The organism is Hymenobacter sp. UYP22 (assembly GCF_040547285.1).
Classification (GTDB): domain Bacteria; phylum Bacteroidota; class Bacteroidia; order Cytophagales; family Hymenobacteraceae; genus Hymenobacter.
In genome coordinates, this window is record NZ_JBEPPK010000003.1 from 63413 (window position 1) to 82752 (window position 19340).

Consider the following 19340-nt stretch of genomic DNA (forward strand, 5'->3'; position numbering starts at 1 on the left):
GGGGCCCTTCCGGGCCGCTGGCACCCATTCCGCGGTATTACTGGTACATTTTCCGGATGGTGGTGCGATAGTCGGCCGGCGTTACGCCGGTTTCGCGCTTGAAAAACCGGTTGAAGTAGGACGCATCGGCAAACCCCAGGTCGAAGGCAATTTCCTTGAGCGAGTGATGCGAGTAAAACAACAGCCGCCGCGCCTCCAGCACCCGCCGCTCGTGGATATGCTTGATGGCCGATTTGCCGCTCTGCGCCTTCACTACCTCGCTCAGGTGGCCCGCCGAAATGTTCAGCAAGGCGGCGTACGCGCCCACCTCGTGCAGCTCCCGGTAGTTTTCCTCGATTCTGGCCTGGTACGCTTTCAGCAGAAACCGGTCAACGGAAGCCTCACTGGCCGCAAACTGCGCGGTGTACAGGCGGCTCAGGTAGGTCAGCAATACCGCCAGATGGGCGCTGAGCATGCGGTGCTGCCACTCGCCGGGGCTGGCATACTCGGCTTCCATCTTACGCAGGGTTTCCTCTACAAAGGCCGCATCCGTTGGGTTTAGCCGCAGCTCGTGTCCGTTGTGCGGGTTCTGGATGAGCGGCAGCTCCGTGAGGGCCGCGTTTTGCTGCAGGGCCAGAAACTCGGGGGTAAACGAGAAATGGGTGCCCCAGAATGGCGAGGGGTCTTCCTTTACCAGCACCTGCTCAGGCGTGCTGAAGTAAAAGGTGTTGGACGCGTGCTCGTAGGGAATCGTATCAACCCAGTGCCGGCCTACGTTGTGCTTCACGAATACCAGCAGGTAGAAATCCTTGCGGTGCGGCTGCAGTAAATCCGCCTCGTACACAATGCCTCCCTCGGAGCGCGTGAGGCTGAAAAACTTATTGCCGGGCTTGGCTTCGCGCTCAAACGAGTGAACTGAAACAGCCGGCGCATTTTGGAGCGTGTACATGGCCCAAAATTACCGTTTTCAGAGCACAGCCTAACAGCCGGCCAACTGCACCACCCGAAATTACGATGCAGCGAATCCTACGTGACCAGCCGCTCAGCGGGGTTGCGTTGAACAATACGCAACCTGCCTTCACTGCTTGCCAGAGGGCATTATTGTTCCGCTTCGGCTAGCTCCTCGCGCAGCTTTTTGGGCAAGGAGACACGCACCAGGTCGTAGGAATGGTCGATTAGCTCCCGCAGTTGGCCGTTGGGCACGCCAGTACCGATGAGCACCGTGTTCCAGTGCTTCTTGTTCATGTGGTAGCCGGGCAGTACGTAGTCGTGCTGCTCGCGCAGCTCTTGGGCCCGCTCCGGGTCGCACTTGAGGTTGATGCTACGAAAGGTTTCGATATCGGTGAGGGCAAATACCTTACCGCCTACCTTGAACACCAGCGTGCTAGGCCCAAAAGGCGTTTCTTCGGTTACGCCGGCCTTCAACAGGCAGTAGTCACGGAAGTCTTCAATATTCATAGCCAAGGCAGGCAGTTGGAGGCGTGGAATTTTTCTCTAGTAACTAAAAAGCCGTCGGCACAAAGCCAGCAGCCAACCAGATGCTACTACCGGATAAACCAGCGGTAGAGCAGCACCACCAGGGCAACCAGGAACATAGCCATGCTCAGCTTATTGATGAAGTGCATGGTGCGCAGGTTGAAGTTGGTATGGCGCGCGGGGTCGTTTTTGCGGAAGAAATAGCCGAGGGCCGGACCGAAGTTAAACAGGTCTTTACGCATGATGCAAAATGGCTTGAGGATACGTAAAAGTAACACTAATGAAGGCAGAATGATTTACTCGTAACGCTATTTACCTTAGTACCGCAACCCTGGCTTCCGGCATTTGTCCCTTACACTCCTACCCGCTTCCCCTACCGATTTCTATGCTGAAACCCTACTCCTTGCTAGCGGCCACGCTGCTCTCCGCCGCCACGCAGGCCCAAACGCCCACTGCCGAAACAACCGCCGTGCAGCAAACCATCCGCACGTTTTTTGACGGGATGCGCAAGGGCGACAGCACGCTGGTGCGCTCCACCCTGGCACCTGGGGCAGTATTTCACGTTATTGCCGCCCGCCCGGGCCAGCCTACACGGCTACTCGCCGAAAGTCCGGCGGCCTTTCTGAAAGCCGTGGGCACGCCGCACAAAGAGGTCTGGGATGAGCGCATCACCTTCGAGAAAGTGCTCATCGATGCTAACTTGGCTAGTGTATGGACGCCCTACGAGTTTTACCTGGGCAGCACCTTTAGCCACTGCGGCTATAACTCGTTTCAGCTGGTAAAACTGGCTGAGGGCTGGCGCATTGCCCACATCATAGACACCCGCCGTAAGGATAAATGCAAGTAAACAGTCATTGAAAATCAGAAAGCCCCAACGCCTTACAGCATTGGGGCTTTCTGATTTTCAACGACTGCCTTTCTGCGGTTTACAGTGCTGCAACCAGCTCCCCCCAGGCTTCCTGCTCCGGAATGCCGGGCTTGCGCTTGCCAAATAGCAGCAGCAGGTTGTTACCGGCTGCGTCGAACAGTTCCACGGAGGTGACGATGCCATCGGCAGTGGGCTTTTGCACGGCCCAGGCCTGGGCCACGTCGCCGAGCTTGAGGTGGAGGTTGAAATCCGGGTCGAGGACGTTGAGCCAGGGGCCGGTGGGCACAATGCGCTCCGTGAGGCCCGTGTGAATCTGGATGCAGCCCCGGCTGGCCACGAACAGCATCACGGGCAGCTGCTGGGCGGAAGCTGCGCGCAACGCCCGGCTGATGGCGGCCGTATCCAGCTGGCGCAGCAACTCCGGCGGGCCCAGGCGCAGGGCCTGGGTGCGGCTCACCCCAAACTGGCGCAGCAGCCCAAAGAACTCGTGGGTATCCTGCAAGCCACGCCAGGCCGCCCGGAAACCTTCCCCGTCAATAGCGGCATCAGCGGCTTCTGCTTCGGGCGCAGGCGTGGCTTGGGTGCTGAGGCTGTTGGGCTGAGACTCGGCGCGGAACTGAACTACCAGAGCCTCATAGGCCGCCGCGTTGCTTTCTTCCAGCAGGTAGATTTTGTGCACGGCTTCCCCATCAGCGGCGAAAAACTGCAGGCTGCGGCGGCCGTTTTCATCCACGGCAAAGCCAAACTGCCAGTGGCTGATGAACAGGCGCAGGTCAATGTCCTTGCCCAGCACCAGACCCACATGCCCATTAAACGACACCTTTTCGTACTGGCCTTTGCGCTCGTGCACCACGCTGTCGTTGCGGGTAAGGGCCAGGACGCGGCCCAGTGTGGGCACCTGCTTGAGCAACTCGCGGAAGTCGCCGCTCAGGAAAGTAACGGGCGAGTTGGACTGGCCGGTACAGCGGGTAGCCAGCAACTCGGCCTCGCTAACGCCCAGGGCCCGGGCCGCGTCGCGGATGCGGCTTTGGGGGTTTTCCTGCTGGTAAGTGTGCCAGCGTTCAGCCAAAGGCAAGGATTCAGTGAAAGTTTCCATAGGTCAGAAAGGCAAGTAGTAGGCTTAGAGAAAGAAAGGTGAGCCGGTCCTAGAGCCGCACGCGCGGGCAGGGCACGATGAGCGGGCAGTTGAGGCTGGGGTGCGGTAGCAGCTGCACTTCCAGCTGAAAAGCCCGGTGAATATTCTCACAGGTGAGCACCTGCTCGGGTGAGCCGTAGGCCACGGGCTGGCTCTGGTGCAGCAGCAGCAGGCGGTCGGCGTACTGGGCGGCCAAGTTCAGGTCGTGCAGCACGGCAATTACGCCGAACCCGCGCGCCGTCAGGCCCCGAGCAATATCCAGGGTGTGGTGCTGGTGGTGCAGGTCGAGGCCGGTGAGGGGCTCATCCAGCAGCAGAAACCCATCCGGCGCCTCCCACACTTGGGCCAGCACCCGGGCCAGCTGGGCCCGCTGCTGCTCCCCGCCCGAGAGCGTGGGGTAACTGCGGGCAGCCAGGGCCGCGAGGCCCACGGTACTCAGGGCCGCCTCCACAATCCAGTGGTCGAGGGCTGTGGGCTGGCCCCGGAAGTGGGGGTAGCGGCCCATCATCACCAACTCGGCCACCGGAAACGCCAACGACAAGGTGTGCTGCTGGGTGAGAATGGCCCGGCGGCGGGCCAGCTCAGCGGCCGGAATATCGGCCAGAGGCTGCCCGTCCAACTGCACATGGCCGCTGGTGGGTTGCAGGTCACCGCTGAGCAGGCGCAGCAGCGTGGATTTGCCCGCCCCGTTGGCCCCCACCACGGCCAATAGCTCACCCGGGCGGGCCCGAAAGGAAACCTGTTGCAGCAGGGTTTTCCGCCCGGTTTGATAGGTCAGATTCTCAACAGCAAACATAGGAAAGTCGATTTGTAAGCCTGAAAACAGGTGGCCCTGACGGGTACCAACCCAGCCTTTACCCCTGCCGGAAACGGCGCTGGCGCAGCAGAATCCAGAGGAAAACGGGGGCCCCGAGCAGGGCCGTGAGAATGCCGATGGGCAGCTCGGCCGGGGCTACCACGGTGCGGGCCAGCGTATCGGCCAGCACCAGCACCGCCGCCCCGCCCAAGGCTGAGGCCGGCAGCACCCGGCGGTTATCGGGCCCGGCCACCAGCCGGATCAGGTGAGGCACTATCAGCCCTAGGAAGCCGATAGCGCCCACCACCGCCACGCTGGCGCCCACCGCCAGCGTGGCCAGCCCGATGAGCTGGCGCTTGAGGCTACTCACTGGCAACCCCAGATGCGTGGCCTGCTCCTCGCCCAGCGCCAGCAAATTCAGGGGCTTGCCCAGGCGTGGCAGCCAGAGCAAAGGCAGCACCAGGAACGGCAGCAGCCGCAGTACCGTAGGCCAGGAGGCCCCGCCCAGGCTGCCCAGCCCCCAAAACGTAATGCTGCGCAGCTGCTCATCGGTGGCGACGTAGGTGAGCAGGCCGGTGAAAGCGCCGGTAAGGGCGTTGATGGCAATGCCCACCAGCAGCATAGTAGCCACCACGGTGCGCCCGCCCTCCCGGGAAATGCGGTACACCAGAAACGTGGTGGCGCAGGCCCCGGCAAAGGCCACCGTAGGCAGCAAGTAAAACCCCAGGGCCTCGCGCACTGCAGCAAACCCGGCAAACAGGGTTACCAATTTCACCTCCAGCACAATGGTAGCCACGGCCGCCAATGAGGCCCCTGAGGAAATACCAATCAGGCCGACGTCGGCCAGGGGGTTGCGGAACAGGCCCTGCATGCTGGCCCCAGCCAGCCCTAAAGCCGCTCCCACCAGCACGCCCAGGCATACCCGGGGCAACCGAATAGCCCAGAGCACGGCCTCCTGCTGGGGCTCAAATGCCAGCCCGGAGCTCAGGCCCAGCTTGTGCAGCAGAATACCCAGTAGCGCCGGCACCGGAATCTGCACAGCCCCTGCCCCCGCGCCCACTACCACGGCCCCTATCAGCAAAGCCAGCAAGGCGGGCAGCAGCAGGCGCTGGCGCTTGGGTAAGCGGGCCGCTTTGCGTGCCGGATTGGCGGGCGGCACGGCCAGCGTGGAGGCAACGGGCAGAGTGTGGGTGAGTGTGGTCATGTATAGAAGCGTTATTTCAGCTTGCCCGCCAGCTCGGCGGTGGCCTGACCCAGGCGGGGGCCAAAACCGGTGAGCAGCTGCCCGTCCATTTCAATGACCCGCCCGGTGCGGCCCGCCGTGGTTTGGGCCACGCCCGGAATCTGGAGCAGGCCGGTTTTGCCGCCTAGGCTCGCCAGACCACTATCGAAGAGCAGCAGCACATCGGGGTTGGCGGCTACCAGGGCCTCGGCAGTCAGGGGTTTGAAGTCGGTGAAGCCCACGGCGGCGTTGCGGGCCCCGGCCAGCTGCAGCATCTTCTCCACCGAGGTGCCCTGGCCCGCCACCATCATGGTGCCCGCGCCCCGGGCGTAGATAAACAGCACTTTGGGGGAGGTAGCGGGCTTCTTTACTTTTGCCAGCTCAGCATCCAGCCGGGCCGTTACGGCGGGCACCTGGGCTGTGGCTCCAAAAGTGGCGGCTACCTCCTTGATTAGCTGCCTGGTGCCGGCCGCCGAGTAGTCCTGCTTGAACAAATGCACCGGAATACCAGCCGCTTTCAGCTGGGTGGCCACTTCCGGCTTTAATGACTCGGTAGTACCTACCACCAGCGTGGGACTCAGGGCCAGTACGCCCTCGGCAGAAATGTTGCGGTTGTGGCCCACTTTGGGCAGTTTGGTGAGAGCCTCCGGGTAGGTGCTGGTCACGTCCACGCCCACCAGCTGAGACTGACGGCCCAGGGCGCAGATAATTTCGCTGATGGTGCCGTTGAGCGACACGATGCGCGGAGTAGCCGCCACGGCCGACCGGCTCAGCAGGAGCGTCAGCAGCAACAGGCCAGTAATCAGAGAGAAACGCGAATAGTGCATGGAAAGGAAGGCCGTTAGTTGTTGGTTGTTAGTTGCTGGTTGTCAGGAGTGGGTTGCATGGACGAAAACCAGTGCTTGCTCAGCAGGCTTCCCTTTGTGCATTGCACTAGCAACTGACAACCAGCAACTAACAACTCATGAAGTAGTACCGACAGCAAACGGCCCGGTGGGTAACAAGCCCCCGCTACCCGGTGTCCGGGCCGTTTGCGCCGGACTTATTTCAGGTTGGTAGAGCCGTCGGGCTGGTACACGTAGCGGAAGGTGTAGTAGCCGCTGGGCTCAGTGCCGCCCGGGCTGGCGGGCGCATCCTTGTAGTAGCTCACCACTTCCAGCTTGGCGTACTTGCCGGTAGCCGTCCGAATCAGCAGTACCCGGCCCGGAATCGGGGACACGACGTGGGTGGTGGAGTTGTAGTTGTACCAGCCCTTGCCCGAGCCCGTGGTGATGGCCGGGGCCGAGCGGGCGTCCACCTTATAGTCGGTGGTGGGTGCGGTGGTCTGCTCCGCAAACAGGCCCTCCTTCACAATAGCGCCGCCCTGGCCAGGGCCGCTGCTGCCCCCGTTGATGAGGATGGTGGTACCGCGCACGGCAATATCCCATTTGGTCGTCGCGGAGTCAGTGTAGGGCACTTCGCTATTGGTAACCAGGCTGTAGAAGGCGAAGTGGCGGGGTTGGCTCGGCTGGCCGGTGGGGTTGGCGGTGCCCGGTGCGGGGGCCAGGTTTTTCGCGGTTTCAGTTTGCAGAGCCACTACGGGCTGTACCTGGTCGTCCGTGTCGTCGTTGGAGCAGGCACTGAAACTGAGGGCGGCGCTGGTCAACGTGAGGAGCGTGAAGCGAGGAAAAAGCTGATTCATAGCAGAGGAGAAAAAGAGTGAAGAAAATGGTGCGAATGGAAAGCCGGGTTATTTTGGGCCCAGGGCCACCGTGAGGCTGGCATAGTACAAGCGGCCGGGCACGGTGCTCAGGTAGGCCGGGTCGGTGTAGCCCAGCACGTTGTCGAGGCCGGCTTGCAGGGTGTAGCGCTGGCGCAGGGTTTTGGCGGCGGCCACGTTCCAGAGCCAGTAGCCCGCCACGTACTCGTTGGGCGCGTCCAGAATCTGGTTGCCGTTGCGGTCCTGGAAGCCGTAGCGCCCCCGGTACACGCCCCGCACGCTCCCCGACCAGCCCCGGGCCGCATCGTCATAAAACAGCTTCACGTTGGCCGTGTGGCGGGAGCGGTTGAACAGCCCCCCGTAGTCGGCGGTGGAGAGGCGCACGGTTTCCAGCGTTTCTGGGTCGCGGCGGTAGAGGGTGCCGGCTTTGAGCTGGGCCAGCACGTTGCGGTCCTGGGCCCGCAGGTACTGGTAGCCCCCACTCAGCGTGAGGTTGGGCCGCAGCAGGTAGCGGGCCTCGGCCTCCAGGCCCTGGGTGGTGGCCCGGCTCACGTTGCGGTAAGAAAACACCGACTGCCCGTTGGTTTTCTGGGCCACGGCGGCCGTTTCAATCAGGTCGCGCAGGTCGTTGTGGAAGAAGTTGGCCGTGATACGCAGCTTGCTGGTGGGGTCGAGCTGCAGGCCGGCGTTGTAGGCCCGGGAGCTTTCCGCAGTAAGGCTGCTGGCCTGCTCCAGCAAGGCAGCATTGATGAGGGGCTGACCGGTGGCCGGGTCCAGGGCCAGTTGCCCCTGGGCGGCCAACTGGGCCACTTTCTCCCGCACCTGGTGGGTCCCGAACACGCTGTAGCCCACGGCCGGGTTGGAGAAGTTAAGGTAGAGTTGGCGGAAATCCGGGGCCCGGAAACCGCGCCCGGCCGTGGCCCGCACCGCCAACCAGGGCCGCAGCTGGTAGCGCCCCGAGAGCTTAGGGCTGAGCTGCCCCCGGTACTGGCTGTGCCCATCGAAGCGGGCGCCGGCCACCAGGTTCAGGCCGGGCAGCGGCGTCCAGTCGTCCTGCACGTAGCCGTAGCCGGAGCGCAGCTGCTGGCGCTGTTCGTAGCGGGTAGCCTCCACGGCTTCCCAGAGGTAGCCCCCGCCCACCGTGAGCGTGTGCTGGGGGTGCAGGCGCCAATCAAGCTGGGCCTCGGGGCGGGTGAAGGTCTGGTGAAAGTAGCTGGCATCGTAGGGCCGGCCGTCGGTGGTGTAGGTGTAGTCCTCCTGGGTGCGGTAGCCGGCGTGGTAGAAGCGCAACGTCCCGAACAGCTTATCGGAAAAGGTGCGGGTAATGGAAGGGTTCAGGCTGAAATCCTGCTGCCGGCTTTGCAGGCGCACCTGGGCCGCCCGGCCATCTTCGCCGGTAATAGCCAGATTGCTGGCCTGGTTCTCGATGAAATACCGCCCCGATACGCTGAGCACGGTTTTTTCATCCAACTGGTAGGATACCCGGCTCTGGCCGGTGTAGCTGGCGAAGGGCGGCACGGTGGCCTGGCCGCTGGCCGGCTGCAGGGTATAGCCCGCCGAGCTGTAGCGGTTACCAAAAACTGTGAGGCCCAACCGGTTGCGCTTGTAGTTGAAGCTACCGCCCACATCGGCGGTGCGGTTGCTACCGTAGCGCAGGCGCACCTCGCCCCGGGTACCGGGCTGCGGCTTTTGGGTGATGATGTTGACCACGCCCGCTAGTGCCTCCGAGCCCCAGAGCGCCGAGGCTGGGCCCTTCACTACCTCTACCCGCTCAATGTTGCCCACCGCCACCCGGGAGAGTTCCAGGGTGCCGGCCGTGCGCCCAATCAGCGGCTCCCCGTCCACCAGAATTAGGGTGTACTCGGGGTTGAGGCCCTGCATCTGCACGCCGCGGCCGTGGTCGGCTACGATGTTGAGGCCGGTTTGCTCGCCCAGCACGTCGGTCAGGCGCACGGCCCCCATCGTCCGGATTTGTGCCTTACTCACCACCGTTACTGGAATAGGCACTTCTGTCAGGGCCTTCTCGGTGCGGGTGGCCGTTACCACTACTTCGCGCAACTGCAGGTGGCGGGCACTGCTGTCAGGCACTGCCTGCTGGGCCTGGCTCAGCGCGGGGCAACTCAGCAGAGCAAGACCAAGAACAGAAGCGGAGGAGGCGTGCATTTGCTGGAGCATTGGCACCACTGGAAAAGTTAGCAGTGGTGCTTAATTGTTTAGAAATATTCTAAACAGCAGCAAATGTAGTAGTCTGACCTTGGCCCGCAACGTCTATTTAGAATAATTTTAAATAAACTTGTTTTTGCCGGTTTTCCTCGCCTACCTTCGTCCTATTCCTACCCCTATAAAAGCTGATTTGGGATTCACGAATCACGAATTACAGCCTTCAAACCCCGTTTTTGCATGCGTAAGCACAGCGGCATGCGGCCCCAGGATGTGGTGGTACTGCTCAAGATTTTGACGCTTAATTCTGCCTCCTGGCAGGGCAAAGACCTGGCCACCGCCCTCTTTATCAGTCCCGCCGAAATTTCTGATGCCCTGCGACGCTGCCAGTACGCCCGCCTGCTCCTGGCCGATGGGCGCACCGTGCAGCGACAAGCCTTTCTGCGGTTTTTGCGCCACGGGCTGCCCTACGTGTTTCCGGCGCATCCGGGCGGCCCTGCGCAGGGTATTGTCACAGCTTGGAGTGCCTGGCCGGGGCTGGAACCCGCTCCTGCCCGCGGGGAATTGGGCCACGTGTGGGCCGACCCCGCGGGCAGTGCCTGGGGCTTAGCAGTGCCGCCCTTGTATACAACCCTCCCAAGCTCTGCGCATAACAGCACTGCGTGGCATCAGCTGCTTGCCCTACTAGATGTGCTGCGCCTGGACGCTGCCCCGCAGCGCAACGACGCTTATGAGTTGCTTTGCCAACTCCTGCCCCAAACCCTCTAGCAACTTACTTACCCGCGTCACTTCGCCGCGGCCACAATGTGCGGCACTTCCAATATGGGCTTGGCATAGCCCCGTTGGGCCACGTGCAGCATCGCCTGGCCTAGCTCCGTTAAGGTAGAAGCAAATTTGGGCGCCACGCCCCGTAGCACCGGGTACAGCCACCCAAAATACTTGTAATACGACAGCACGTGCCGCTGGCCCGGAGTAGCACGCAGAAAGCCCGGCCGGAACATAAAAGCCTGCCGGAAGCCCAGTTCTAGCAGGTCGTTTTCGGTCTGGCCCTTCACCCGGGCCCACATCTGCCGGCTTTGCAGCGTGCCATCCGTACCCGCCCCCGACACGTAGCAGAACGTGAGGTCGGGCCCGTTGTGGGCTAGCAGGGTCTGGGCGAAGTGCAGCGTCAGGTCGTGGGTGAGGCGGCGATACTCCGGCTCCGGCATCCCCACCGACGATACGCCCAGGCAGAAAAAGCAGGCGTTGTAACCCGTAAGCTGGTTGGCAATGGGTGCGAGGTTCTGGAAATCCTCGTGCAGCAGCTCCCGCAGCTTGGGGTGCTGGTGCCCGCTGGCCCGGCGGCTAATGCTGAGCACCTGCTCCACCTCGGAGTTTTGCAAACACTCCAGCAACACCCCTTCCCCCACCATACCGGTCGTGCCGGTGAGTATCACGCGTAGTTTCATGCTGGGGAGGACGGATGAGCGGCTCGGATGTTTTAGACGTTAGAAAATAGCCTGTTCAGTTGCCGTTTAGCCCTTCTCGTGTTGATTGCACTAAGGAGCGCTGGGTCAGAGAGAAGTTAAACTGGAAAACCTACCTATAGAGGTGTAAGAGTACATTTCCGACACTCTATCGTTACAGGAGCCAAGTGGTCGATGGACAGATTGACTGTGAATCCGGAGCTACCATAGATAGTTGACTGGTTCCTAAACTGAAACTCATCTACTCGGAAGCTCAAGCTTTGGCGCTTGTCCTTGCGAAGTATAGAATCTATTGTAGTCTGTACTTTTTGCAGCGCCTGCACGCTGCCGCCTGCAATACCAGAAACCACGAGTTTCCCCCACGCTATATTTCCACCTTCCGATTTTCGCCAAATAGTTACTTCCAGACGGCACCTTGAGGTATCAAACATGAAACTATCCACGACGGCATCATGCAGGGAGCCAGGCCAATCAACAACAGTACTGCTATTCATCTAGCGCAGGTATAATTAACAGCATACGTCCCACCTTTCAAATCCATAAATATTGTGAAAGAGGCCGTATGAAGGTAATCTGAGAGTCAATCACCCTCCGCCAGCAAGCCGCAGTGCGCCTGCGCTGCCTGTTGGAGAAGCGCCGTAAATGCAGCATGTGTACCTGGGTGCACGGCAGCTATGGGCAACTGGCGCATCTGCTGTTGTTTGCGGATAACCAATTTGTTGCCCCAGCGGAATTTACCGTAGTAATCAAGCCACGATTCAATAATTCCAGCGGCCTGCAGTTCGACAAACGCCTCGTATTCAATACCGCCAATACGCTCCAGCGTTAAGCCTTTGCTCGAGAGATTCTGGATATCGGAAATCAGGTAGAAATCCAGCATAGCTTTATGTGACGCCCTCCATACCACCGTATTTCTGAACAATCTTCTGCATCTCCGCCAACGTGCTCTGAATATAGCTTTGGTCAGTGTGCATGTGAAACGTTAGCTCATTGTTCGAGTCAGAGAATTCTGAAAAAACTCCTTCGATAAGGATTTGTCCAGCGGGTGTGTAATGAGCCGTAAAGTTTAGCTGGTGTTCGTATGACTCAAAACGCACTGTTCCTTTCACAGACTCATTACAAATTCGGAACTGTTGGTACAATTCAAATAGCTCACCTGTAGAAGTCCACAAAGTTGAGTCTACGGAGAAACCGCCCACTTTCACATGGATGGCGGCACGGGTATCATAGCCACCCCAGTGCGACGTGTTATCTGGAAAGCCATACACCTCTACTAGCCTTATCGTGAGGCAAGAATCTCTCCCACTGATGGTAAACTCTTCCATATCTCCGGATTCTTACCCCACCACCGGCTCTTCCAGCAGCACGGGTTCAATCCAGCGGCCATCTTCGCGCATGAGTTCGATGAGCTGGTCCACGGCTTGTTCTTCGGGTACGGATTTCTTGATGACTTCCTGGCCGCGGTAAAGAGCAATTTTGCCTTTGCCCACGCCCACATAGCCGTAGTCGGCGTCGGCCATTTCGCCGGGGCCGTTCACGATGCAGCCCATGATGCCGATTTTCACGCCCTTCAGGTGGTCGGTGCGCTTGCGGATCATGGCGGTGGTTTCCTGCAGGTCAAACAGGGTACGGCCGCAGCTGGGGCAACTGATGTACTCGGTTTTGGACATGCGCGTGCGGGCCGCCTGCAGAATGCCGAAACTGAGCTGGTTGAGTTGATCCAAAGTTGTCAGCCAAGCCTCCTTCGGGCGCTCGGACAGCAGCTCGGTGCTCAGCACTACCCCGTCGCCGAGGCCGTCGAGGAGCAGGCCGCCCACGTCGGTGGCGGCGTAAAGCTGGGTTTGCTCGGGCGTGAGTTCGGGGTACTGGCGGTTGATGATGACCGGGTTGGGCACGCCGTTGTTGAGCAGCTCGAAAAACGCCCGCCGGATTTCGGGCATGGCGTGGGCATTATCGGTGTAGAGGATGATAACGGCCGTGAGGTCCTCGCGTAGCTGGGCCAGCATGGGCGGCGTGAGCGACGCCAGGTTCTGGAACACGAAGTTCAGCTCCGGGTGACGAGGGCCAGCCGTGGCGTACTCCGTTTGGGTGAGTACGGGGTAATGGTCGGGGCGCTGGCCGGCATCCAGCCAAGCGGTGTAGTCCAGCACTTCCTTGAGGCCATTGGGCAGCATGAACGGCACCGGCCGCTGACTGCTGTAGATGTAGTCGGCGCCCAGGTCGTTCATCTGGAACTTGTCCAGAAAGGCCGAATACAAATGGCCCACGGCGCGCAAATCGGCATACTCCACCGACGACACGCGCGACAGGTCCACCAGCACCCGGGGCACGTTCTGCCCGCCCAGGTTCAGCACCTCCCGCGTTGCGCGGCGGTGATACTGGAAGGGGTCGATAGGGATGCTGGTTGCTGATTGTTGGTTGTTGATTGTTAGCTCGTTCTGCTGGCTGCCTTCTTCACGAACAACTGTCAACTGAGAACTATCAACTAACTCCTTAATAGGCTTGGCCTCCTGGGCGCGGTGGGTGTACCGGTCAATGAGGGCTTTGGCGACGGGGGCTTCGGCTTCGGGGGCTTCGGTGAGGGATACGCGCACGGTGTCGCCGAGGCCGTCTTCGAGCAGCGTACCGATGCCCACGGCCGACTTGATGCGGCCGTCCTCGGCCTCGCCGGCTTCCGTTACACCCAGGTGCAGGGGGTAAGGCTGCAGGCCTTCGGCGTCGAGTTTTTGTACCAGCAGGCGGTAGGCCTGCACCATCACCTGGGTGTTGCTGGCCTTCATGCTCAGCACCACATCGTAGTAGTTTTCCTCCTCGCAGAGGCGCAGAAACTCCAGCGCCGACTCTACCATACCCAGCGGCGTGTCGCCGTAGCGGCTCAGAATTCGGTCGGACAGGGACCCGTGGTTGGTGCCGATGCGCATGGCCGTGCCGTACTGCTTGCAGATTTGCACCAGCGGCCGGAACCGCTCCCGGATGCGCTCCACCTCGGCGGCGTAGCTGCTGTCGGTGTACTCGATAACGTCGAACTTCTTTTTATCGGCGTAGTTGCCGGGGTTCACGCGCACTTTCTCCACGATGCGGGCGGCCAGCTCGGCGGCGTTGGGCGTGAAGTGGATGTCGGCAATGAGCGGCACCGTGCAGCCGCGCTTGCGCAGTTCCTTCTTAATTTCCAGCAGGTTCTGGGCCTCCTTCACGCTGGGGGCCGTGATGCGCACGTACTCGCAGCCGGCTTCCACCATGCGCAGCGTCTGCTCCACCGAGCCCATGGTGTCCATGGTGTCCACGGTGGTCATGCTCTGCACCCGGATGGGGTTAAGCCCGCCCAGGGGCAGGTCGCCGATGTTGACTTCCCGGCTGAGGCGGCGCTTGTATTCGGTGAGGCTGGGGCAATACGTCTTATTCATAACCCGATAGGGAGGCATTTTTCAGAGGAATAACAAAGGTACGGAAGGTTTGTGCTCCGCGGTTGAGCAGAACGATGCGCGTACTTCGCAACTTCTGGCCCGCTTTGGCTGTCTATGCTGCAACCACCTCCCCTGTTTACCCATGAACCGACTGAAACTCATTGCCCTGCTGGCCGGGCTGCTGCTCACTACCGCCGCCCAAGCTCAACAGGTACAAGTAATTAAGCTGCCCGAGCTGCAGAAGCGCCTCGCCCGCCCCTCCGACACTACCTACGTAGTGAATTTCTGGGCCACCTGGTGCGGACCCTGCGTGAAGGAGCTGCCCCACTTCGATAAGCTCACGACCACCTACAAAAATCAGAAGGTGAAGGTGCTGCTGGTGAGCATGGACTACGCCTCCCAGCTGGACAAAAAGGTGAAGCCTTTTGTGACGAAAAACGCGCTGAAGTCGGAAGTGGTTCTGCTCAACGAAACCGACCCCAACCTGTATTTGGCCAAGATTGACCCCAAGTGGACCGGCTCTTTGCCCTTCACACTGCTGCTCAACAACGCCCGCCACAAGCGCCAAACCTTCGAGCAGGAATTCACGCCGGAGGAGCTGCAGAAGCAGCTGCAGGCGTTTATGCAGTAAGTCTTTAATCATCTGTCATTCCGAGCAAAGCGAGGAATCTGAGTTAGCCACCTGATGAGTAACCCAGATTCCTCGCTTTGCTCGGAATGACAAAATATCCACTTCATTCCCTTCAATCCCATGAAAAAGCTTCTTCCCCTGCTGGCCGCCTGCCTGGTACTGGCCCTCAGCAGCTTCGTATTCCTGCGCCCCACGGCCGAGGCCGGCTATCAGGTAGGCGACAAAGCCGCCGACTTCAAGCTGAAAAACGTGGATGGCAAACTGGTGTCCCTGGCTGATAACAAGGCCGCCAAGGGCTATATCGTGGTGTTTACCTGCAACACCTGCCCCTTTGCCCAGGACTACGAGCAGCGCGTTATTGATCTGAATACCAAGTACGCCTCCCAGGGCTACCCGGTAGTGGCCATCAACCCCAACGACGCGACCACCGTGCCCGGCGACTCCTTTGCCGAGATGCAGAAGCGGGCCAAGGACAAGAAGTACGCCTTCCCCTACCTGCACGACGAAACCCAGCAGGTAGCCCGCCAGTTCGGCGCCACCCGCACCCCTCACCTCTACGTGCTTACGCGTCAGGGCACCAGCTTCGTGGTAAGCTACATTGGGGCTATTGACGACAACTCGGAGGATGCCAAGCTGGTAAAAACCAAGTACCTGGAAAACGCCATGACCGATATTATGGCCGGCAAGCCTGCCGCAGTCAGCTCCACCAAAGCCATTGGCTGCACCATTAAGTGGAAGAAAGCCTAAGGCACTTTTCGAGTATCATCAACACATAAAAAGCCGGCTGCGACAGCCGGCTTTTTATGTGTTGATGGGTAGCTGAAACCTATTCTCCGGCGCGGGTGAATACGCCTTCCAGGGTATCGGTCTGTACGCCGGGCGTTTCGTCCAGGGCGGCATTAATCATGGCTTGGGCCACCGTACGGCCGTGAACGGGGCGGTACTGGTGGAGCATGGGCAAGGCGCCGGCGGCCGTAGCCAACAGTACCCCCAGCTTCTCACCCAGGCGGGGCTCCTGCCGGCTGCCAGCCAGAATACCGGGCTGCAGAATCCGGATGCGCTGGAAAGGCAGCCGCTTGGCGTCGCGCTCCAACTCGCCCTTCATGCGGCTGTAGAACACCAGGGCATCGGGGTCAGCATTGGCGGAGGAAACCAGCACGTAGGTCTGCACACCGTTTTCGGCGGCGGCTTTGGCGGCATCCAGCTGGTAAGTATAATCGACGCGGTATTGGGCGCGCTGGCTGCCCGCCTGCCGCAGGGTAGTACCCAGGGATGAAAACAGCACGTCGCCCTGGAGCAGGTGGCCCCAGTCGCGGGGCTGGTCGAAGTCGACTACGTGTTCTTCCAGCTTGGCATTCTGGTAGCCGGTGGGGCGACGAGTAAAGACTTTCAAGTGCGTAAACCGGTCGTCGAGCAGCAACTGGCCCAGGAGGTAGTTGCCTACCAGGCCGGTAGCGCCCACGAGGAGAGCAGTATTCATAGAGCTAAGGTGTCGGGGAAAGTAAGCAGAACAGGGCCGGCCGAGGAGTCTTGCCGCTGCGTCCACTCCTTGGCCTGCCCTGTATAACTCATTTCAGCTTCTTTCGTTGGCAAACCTGCCTTTTTGCCTGTAAAAAAGGCATTACCGCAGCTCAACACGAGCCCAGTAGTTCACTATTAATCCATTACCAGCACTACCTTGCCAATGTGGGCGCTGCTTTCCAGGAGTTGGTGGGCCTGCTGGGCCTGGGCCAGCGGCAGCGTGGCGTGCAGCACCGGGCGCACGGCTCCGCTGGCTAGCAAGGGCCACACGTGCTGCTCTACTGCCTGGGCCAGGGCCGCCTTAAACTCGGCGGAACGGGGCCGGAGGGTACTGCCCGTAATAGTCAGGCGGCGGCTCATCAGGTCCAGGGCATTGAAGTTGGCGGCGGCTCCCTGCATGGCATTGATGAATACCAGCCGGCCATCGGGGCGGAGCAAGCGCAGGTTTTTGGCCGTGTACTCGCCGCCCACCATATCCAGTATCACATCTACCCCACCGCTAGCTTGCAGTACAGCCTCAAAGTCGGCTTCACGGTAGTTGATAACTGGGTCGGCTCCCAAAGCCTGCACGGCGGCGGCTTTTTCGGCAGAGCCCACGGTGGTGGCTACTGGACTGCCCAGGGCCCGGGCCAGCTGCACGGCCAGCACCCCAATGCCGCTGCTGCCGCCATGCACCAGCAGCCGCTCACCGGGCCGCAGCTGCCCCCGCTGAAACACGTTGTGCCACACCGTAAAGGCCGTTTCGGGCAGGCTGGCGGCCTCGGGCATGGTTAGGCCGGGCGGCACAGGCAGGCAGTGGCGGGCATCCACGGCCACGTACTGAGCGTAGCCGCCCTGGGCTAGCAGCGCGCACACCTGGTCTCCGGGTTGCCAGCGGCTTACGCCGCTGCCGCACCGCACCACTGTACCAGCCACCTCCAGGCCCGGAATCAGGCCGGTTACGTCGCCGCTGCCCTGGTATTTGCCCTGGCGCAGCAGCACATCGGGACGATTGATGCCGGCGGCGGCTACCCGGATCAGGATTTCGTGGGCGGCGGGCTCCGGTGGGGCTACTTCTCGCAGCTCCAACACCTCAGGGCCGCCGGGCTGGCGGATGGTAATGGCGTGCATCAAAAAACTAAAAGTGAGCGGTAACACGGTTGAGCTATTCCCGTAAAGGGGATACTCCTTACGAGTGCGCCACCCGCGAGGATACCACTTTGCTCAGGCGCCTCCCGCTAGGTTATGAAATCCCTCCCGCGTCTACCTCAATTTTTGCGTGCTGCCGGCCAGCTAACGGGCCTGGCAGCCTGGCAAACTGGCCGTTTGTTTCGGCGGGCTACCCGCGCGGCCCTGGAGGCGGTGCAGGAGGTGCTGCGCGCTGAAGTGGAAAAGGGAAACCTGCAGCAGGTCCGGGAGTTTCTGGCCGGTAAAGCGCTGCCTGCGGTGCGGGCCCTGCTGCTGGAGCGCATGGCCACCCGCTTGCTGGTGCGCCTGGGCTTGCGCGGGGCGCTGGCCAGCAACGTGGTGGGTTGGGTGCTGCCCTTCGTGGTGGAGCAGTTGCTGAAGGTGGCCCAGAAAACCGGGGTGTTTGAGAAAGTGCGGGACCATACCACCGTGCAAGAGGCGCTGCGCCGCTTGGAGGAGCTCAAGCAAGCCGCCTGGAAACGCCTAGCTCCCGACCACGGCACCGGGGCCGAGCTGCTGCCGGATGGCACACCCTTGCCCCCGCAGCTTTCGGCCTAAAAGGGCCTTAAACCCGCATTTTTGGCAAATAATTCCCGTATCACTTTTTAGTTTTTTTTCTTCATTTTGGAGCTTTTTCACGCAATCCGCCGGTTGAATGGCACCCGTACATGGGCCCAATGAAACCACACCCCGAGCTGCCAGCAGGAGAAAAAACGTCTTTTCCGCCGGCCCGCACTGCCCTGCGTGATTTGTACCGCACAGTCCGACATCTGCCTTCCACTGACCCATATGCGCCCGCCCGCTTGGCTCGCATTGCCGACCAGGCCGAGTACTTTCTGCAAGCGTGGCCCCTGCAGGAATGGCCGGCTGCGCTACATTCCAGCCAGGCGCTGCCCGCCCGCCAAGTGCTGCTAGCCTGGGTAAGCACCGCCAAGCGCGAAATCAGGCAGTTGGGAGTTACGCCCACCGTTACCTGGACCTACACCTCTTGGCACCGCGTGTCTACATTGTTGCTGGCGGCCCTGGTACATTTTGCGTAGGCAGCCTCTTTTTCCAACTTCCACTGCCCGGCCCGCCAGTCCGGGCAGTGTTTTTTTGGCCCCTGGGTGCACGGCATCCCGCCCGGCCTGGTCCACGTACTGCTACTTCACCCTCCTTCGGAACCTGCTGATGTATGCCCCCCGCCCCGATGCCCGTGCCCTAGCCCAGCAGCGCCGGGAGGCCGAGTATGCCCGCATGGAGCGCATGGCCCACAAAGCCCGCTGGGTTAACTGGGCGGCCGTTGTGTTCTGCCTGGTTGTGAGCCTGGACTGGGCCCTGCCCATGCAGCAGTTTTCGGGCGAGCCAATGCTGGAAAAACGGCTGGTATCCGTAGGTTCCTACCTTTCCAACCCGCAGATGGCCTACCGAATTCGGACGCCGCACACGCGGTTTAAACTGCGCACCAGCCAGGCGTACCGCATTCGGGAGGCTACCCACCTCACGGTGTGGCGGACGCCGTTGCTGCGGGTAGTGCAGCTAATAAAGGCCCCAAGCGTAGCGGCCGGCCGGGAGCCGTTTGTTCCCTACCGGGGCAGCATTTACAACTCCCTGACGGTCCTTTTTCCGGTGGCACTGCTGCTCACGGCCGGGGTGGGCCTACTGCTTCCTTTCGAGCCCGAAACCCGCCTGAATACCGCCATTGTAAGCGGCCTGCTCTGGCTGGTGACGCTGGCCATTATGGTTCTGTTTTAACTCCTCCCGCCCCCAGGTACTACTGAGTAGACGCACGCCGTTGTGCGCCTTCGACCCCGGCTCCTGCTATATTCTGGCCACC

At 61.0% G+C, this 19340-nt stretch carries 22 protein-coding genes; 7 read left to right on the top strand and 15 right to left on the bottom strand.

The genetic code is table 11. The features are described from left to right. Positions 1–37 precede the first annotated feature (37 nt). The 3 genes from ABIB60_RS06455 to ABIB60_RS06465 form a co-directional block, all read right to left on the bottom strand. Positions 38–928, bottom strand: coding sequence for an AraC family transcriptional regulator (locus ABIB60_RS06455; protein WP_354578575.1), 891 nt, complete (start codon positions 926–928; stop codon positions 38–40). Positions 929–1077: 149 nt separating this feature from the next. Beyond that, on the bottom strand, positions 1078–1437 hold the full coding sequence (locus tag ABIB60_RS06460) for an MmcQ/YjbR family DNA-binding protein (protein ID WP_354578576.1): 360 nt from the start codon (positions 1435–1437) through the stop codon (positions 1078–1080). Positions 1438–1523: 86 nt separating this feature from the next. Next, positions 1524–1697 carry a DUF6728 family protein gene (locus ABIB60_RS06465; protein ID WP_354578577.1) on the bottom strand — a complete coding sequence of 58 codons (174 nt, stop codon included), beginning with the start codon at positions 1695–1697 and terminating at the stop codon, positions 1524–1526. A 143-nt stretch (positions 1698–1840) separates the two neighbouring features. On the opposite strand from ABIB60_RS06465, the gene ABIB60_RS06470 reads away from it, so the two are divergent. Next, positions 1841–2302, top strand: coding sequence for a nuclear transport factor 2 family protein (locus ABIB60_RS06470; RefSeq protein ID WP_354578579.1), 462 nt, complete (start codon positions 1841–1843; stop codon positions 2300–2302). A gap of 79 nt (positions 2303–2381) precedes the next feature. Here ABIB60_RS06470 and ABIB60_RS06475 read toward each other — a convergent pair whose 3' ends face one another. The 6 genes from ABIB60_RS06475 to ABIB60_RS06500 form a co-directional block, all read right to left on the bottom strand. Further along, the gene (locus tag ABIB60_RS06475; protein WP_354578580.1) at positions 2382–3419 is read right to left on the bottom strand and encodes a hemin-degrading factor; all 1038 of its coding nucleotides are present in this window, start codon (positions 3417–3419) and stop codon (positions 2382–2384) included. A gap of 49 nt (positions 3420–3468) precedes the next feature. Next, positions 3469–4254 (bottom strand): heme ABC transporter ATP-binding protein, encoded by a 786-nt coding sequence (locus tag ABIB60_RS06480; protein WP_354578582.1) that lies wholly within the window; start codon positions 4252–4254, stop codon positions 3469–3471. A 58-nt stretch (positions 4255–4312) separates the two neighbouring features. Then, entirely contained in the window at positions 4313–5458 is a 1146-nt protein-coding gene (locus ABIB60_RS06485) for a FecCD family ABC transporter permease (protein ID WP_354578583.1), read from the bottom strand. Positions 5459–5469: 11 nt separating this feature from the next. Next, the gene (locus tag ABIB60_RS06490) at positions 5470–6303 is read right to left on the bottom strand and encodes a heme/hemin ABC transporter substrate-binding protein (RefSeq protein WP_354578584.1); all 834 of its coding nucleotides are present in this window, start codon (positions 6301–6303) and stop codon (positions 5470–5472) included. A 215-nt stretch (positions 6304–6518) separates the two neighbouring features. Next, on the bottom strand, positions 6519–7157 hold the full coding sequence (locus ABIB60_RS06495; RefSeq protein ID WP_354578586.1) for an HmuY family protein: 639 nt from the start codon (positions 7155–7157) through the stop codon (positions 6519–6521). A gap of 48 nt (positions 7158–7205) precedes the next feature. Beyond that, entirely contained in the window at positions 7206–9350 is a 2145-nt protein-coding gene (locus ABIB60_RS06500) for a TonB-dependent receptor plug domain-containing protein (RefSeq protein ID WP_354578587.1), read from the bottom strand. Positions 9351–9575: 225 nt separating this feature from the next. Here ABIB60_RS06500 and ABIB60_RS06505 point away from each other — a divergent pair, with 225 nt between their 5' ends. After that, on the top strand, positions 9576–10103 hold the full coding sequence (locus ABIB60_RS06505; protein ID WP_354578588.1) for a hypothetical protein: 528 nt from the start codon (positions 9576–9578) through the stop codon (positions 10101–10103). A 17-nt stretch (positions 10104–10120) separates the two neighbouring features. Here the strand turns inward: ABIB60_RS06505 and ABIB60_RS06510 are convergent, their stop codons facing one another. From ABIB60_RS06510 to ispG, 4 genes are all read right to left on the bottom strand, one after another. After that, positions 10121–10783, bottom strand: a complete 663-nt coding sequence (locus ABIB60_RS06510) for a Rossmann-fold NAD(P)-binding domain-containing protein (RefSeq protein ID WP_354578590.1) — start codon at positions 10781–10783, stop codon at positions 10121–10123. Between the two features lie 598 nt (positions 10784–11381). Then, positions 11382–11681: a hypothetical protein gene (locus tag ABIB60_RS06515; RefSeq protein WP_354578591.1), complete on the bottom strand. Its 300-nt coding sequence runs from the start codon at positions 11679–11681 to the stop codon at positions 11382–11384. Positions 11682–11685: 4 nt separating this feature from the next. Further along, positions 11686–12126: a WapI family immunity protein gene (locus ABIB60_RS06520; protein ID WP_354578592.1), complete on the bottom strand. Its 441-nt coding sequence runs from the start codon at positions 12124–12126 to the stop codon at positions 11686–11688. A 12-nt stretch (positions 12127–12138) separates the two neighbouring features. Beyond that, positions 12139–14205, bottom strand: coding sequence for a (E)-4-hydroxy-3-methylbut-2-enyl-diphosphate synthase (ispG, locus tag ABIB60_RS06525; RefSeq protein ID WP_354578593.1), 2067 nt, complete (start codon positions 14203–14205; stop codon positions 12139–12141). A gap of 142 nt (positions 14206–14347) precedes the next feature. On the opposite strand from ispG, the gene ABIB60_RS06530 reads away from it, so the two are divergent. Together ABIB60_RS06530 and ABIB60_RS06535 are read left to right on the top strand one after the other, a co-directional pair. Then, positions 14348–14836, top strand: a complete 489-nt coding sequence (locus ABIB60_RS06530) for a TlpA disulfide reductase family protein (protein ID WP_354578595.1) — start codon at positions 14348–14350, stop codon at positions 14834–14836. Positions 14837–14956: 120 nt separating this feature from the next. Continuing rightward, positions 14957–15583, top strand: coding sequence for a thioredoxin family protein (locus ABIB60_RS06535; RefSeq protein WP_354578597.1), 627 nt, complete (start codon positions 14957–14959; stop codon positions 15581–15583). A gap of 79 nt (positions 15584–15662) precedes the next feature. On the opposite strand, the gene ABIB60_RS06540 is transcribed toward ABIB60_RS06535, so the two are convergent. Then, positions 15663–16316, bottom strand: coding sequence for an NAD(P)H-binding protein (locus tag ABIB60_RS06540; RefSeq protein ID WP_354578599.1), 654 nt, complete (start codon positions 16314–16316; stop codon positions 15663–15665). Between the two features lie 176 nt (positions 16317–16492). After that, entirely contained in the window at positions 16493–17467 is a 975-nt protein-coding gene (locus ABIB60_RS06545) for an NAD(P)H-quinone oxidoreductase (RefSeq protein ID WP_354578600.1), read from the bottom strand. Between the two features lie 114 nt (positions 17468–17581). Between ABIB60_RS06545 and ABIB60_RS06550 the strand changes: the two genes are divergently transcribed. The 3 genes from ABIB60_RS06550 (at position 17582) to ABIB60_RS06560 (ending at position 19258) form a co-directional block, all read left to right on the top strand. Further along, positions 17582–18082 carry a hypothetical protein gene (locus tag ABIB60_RS06550; protein WP_354578601.1) on the top strand — a complete coding sequence of 167 codons (501 nt, stop codon included), beginning with the start codon at positions 17582–17584 and terminating at the stop codon, positions 18080–18082. Between the two features lie 119 nt (positions 18083–18201). Beyond that, entirely contained in the window at positions 18202–18564 is a 363-nt protein-coding gene (locus tag ABIB60_RS06555; RefSeq protein WP_354578602.1) for a hypothetical protein, read from the top strand. Between the two features lie 130 nt (positions 18565–18694). Next, positions 18695–19258 carry a hypothetical protein gene (locus tag ABIB60_RS06560; RefSeq protein ID WP_354578603.1) on the top strand — a complete coding sequence of 188 codons (564 nt, stop codon included), beginning with the start codon at positions 18695–18697 and terminating at the stop codon, positions 19256–19258. Positions 19259–19340 lie beyond the last annotated feature (82 nt).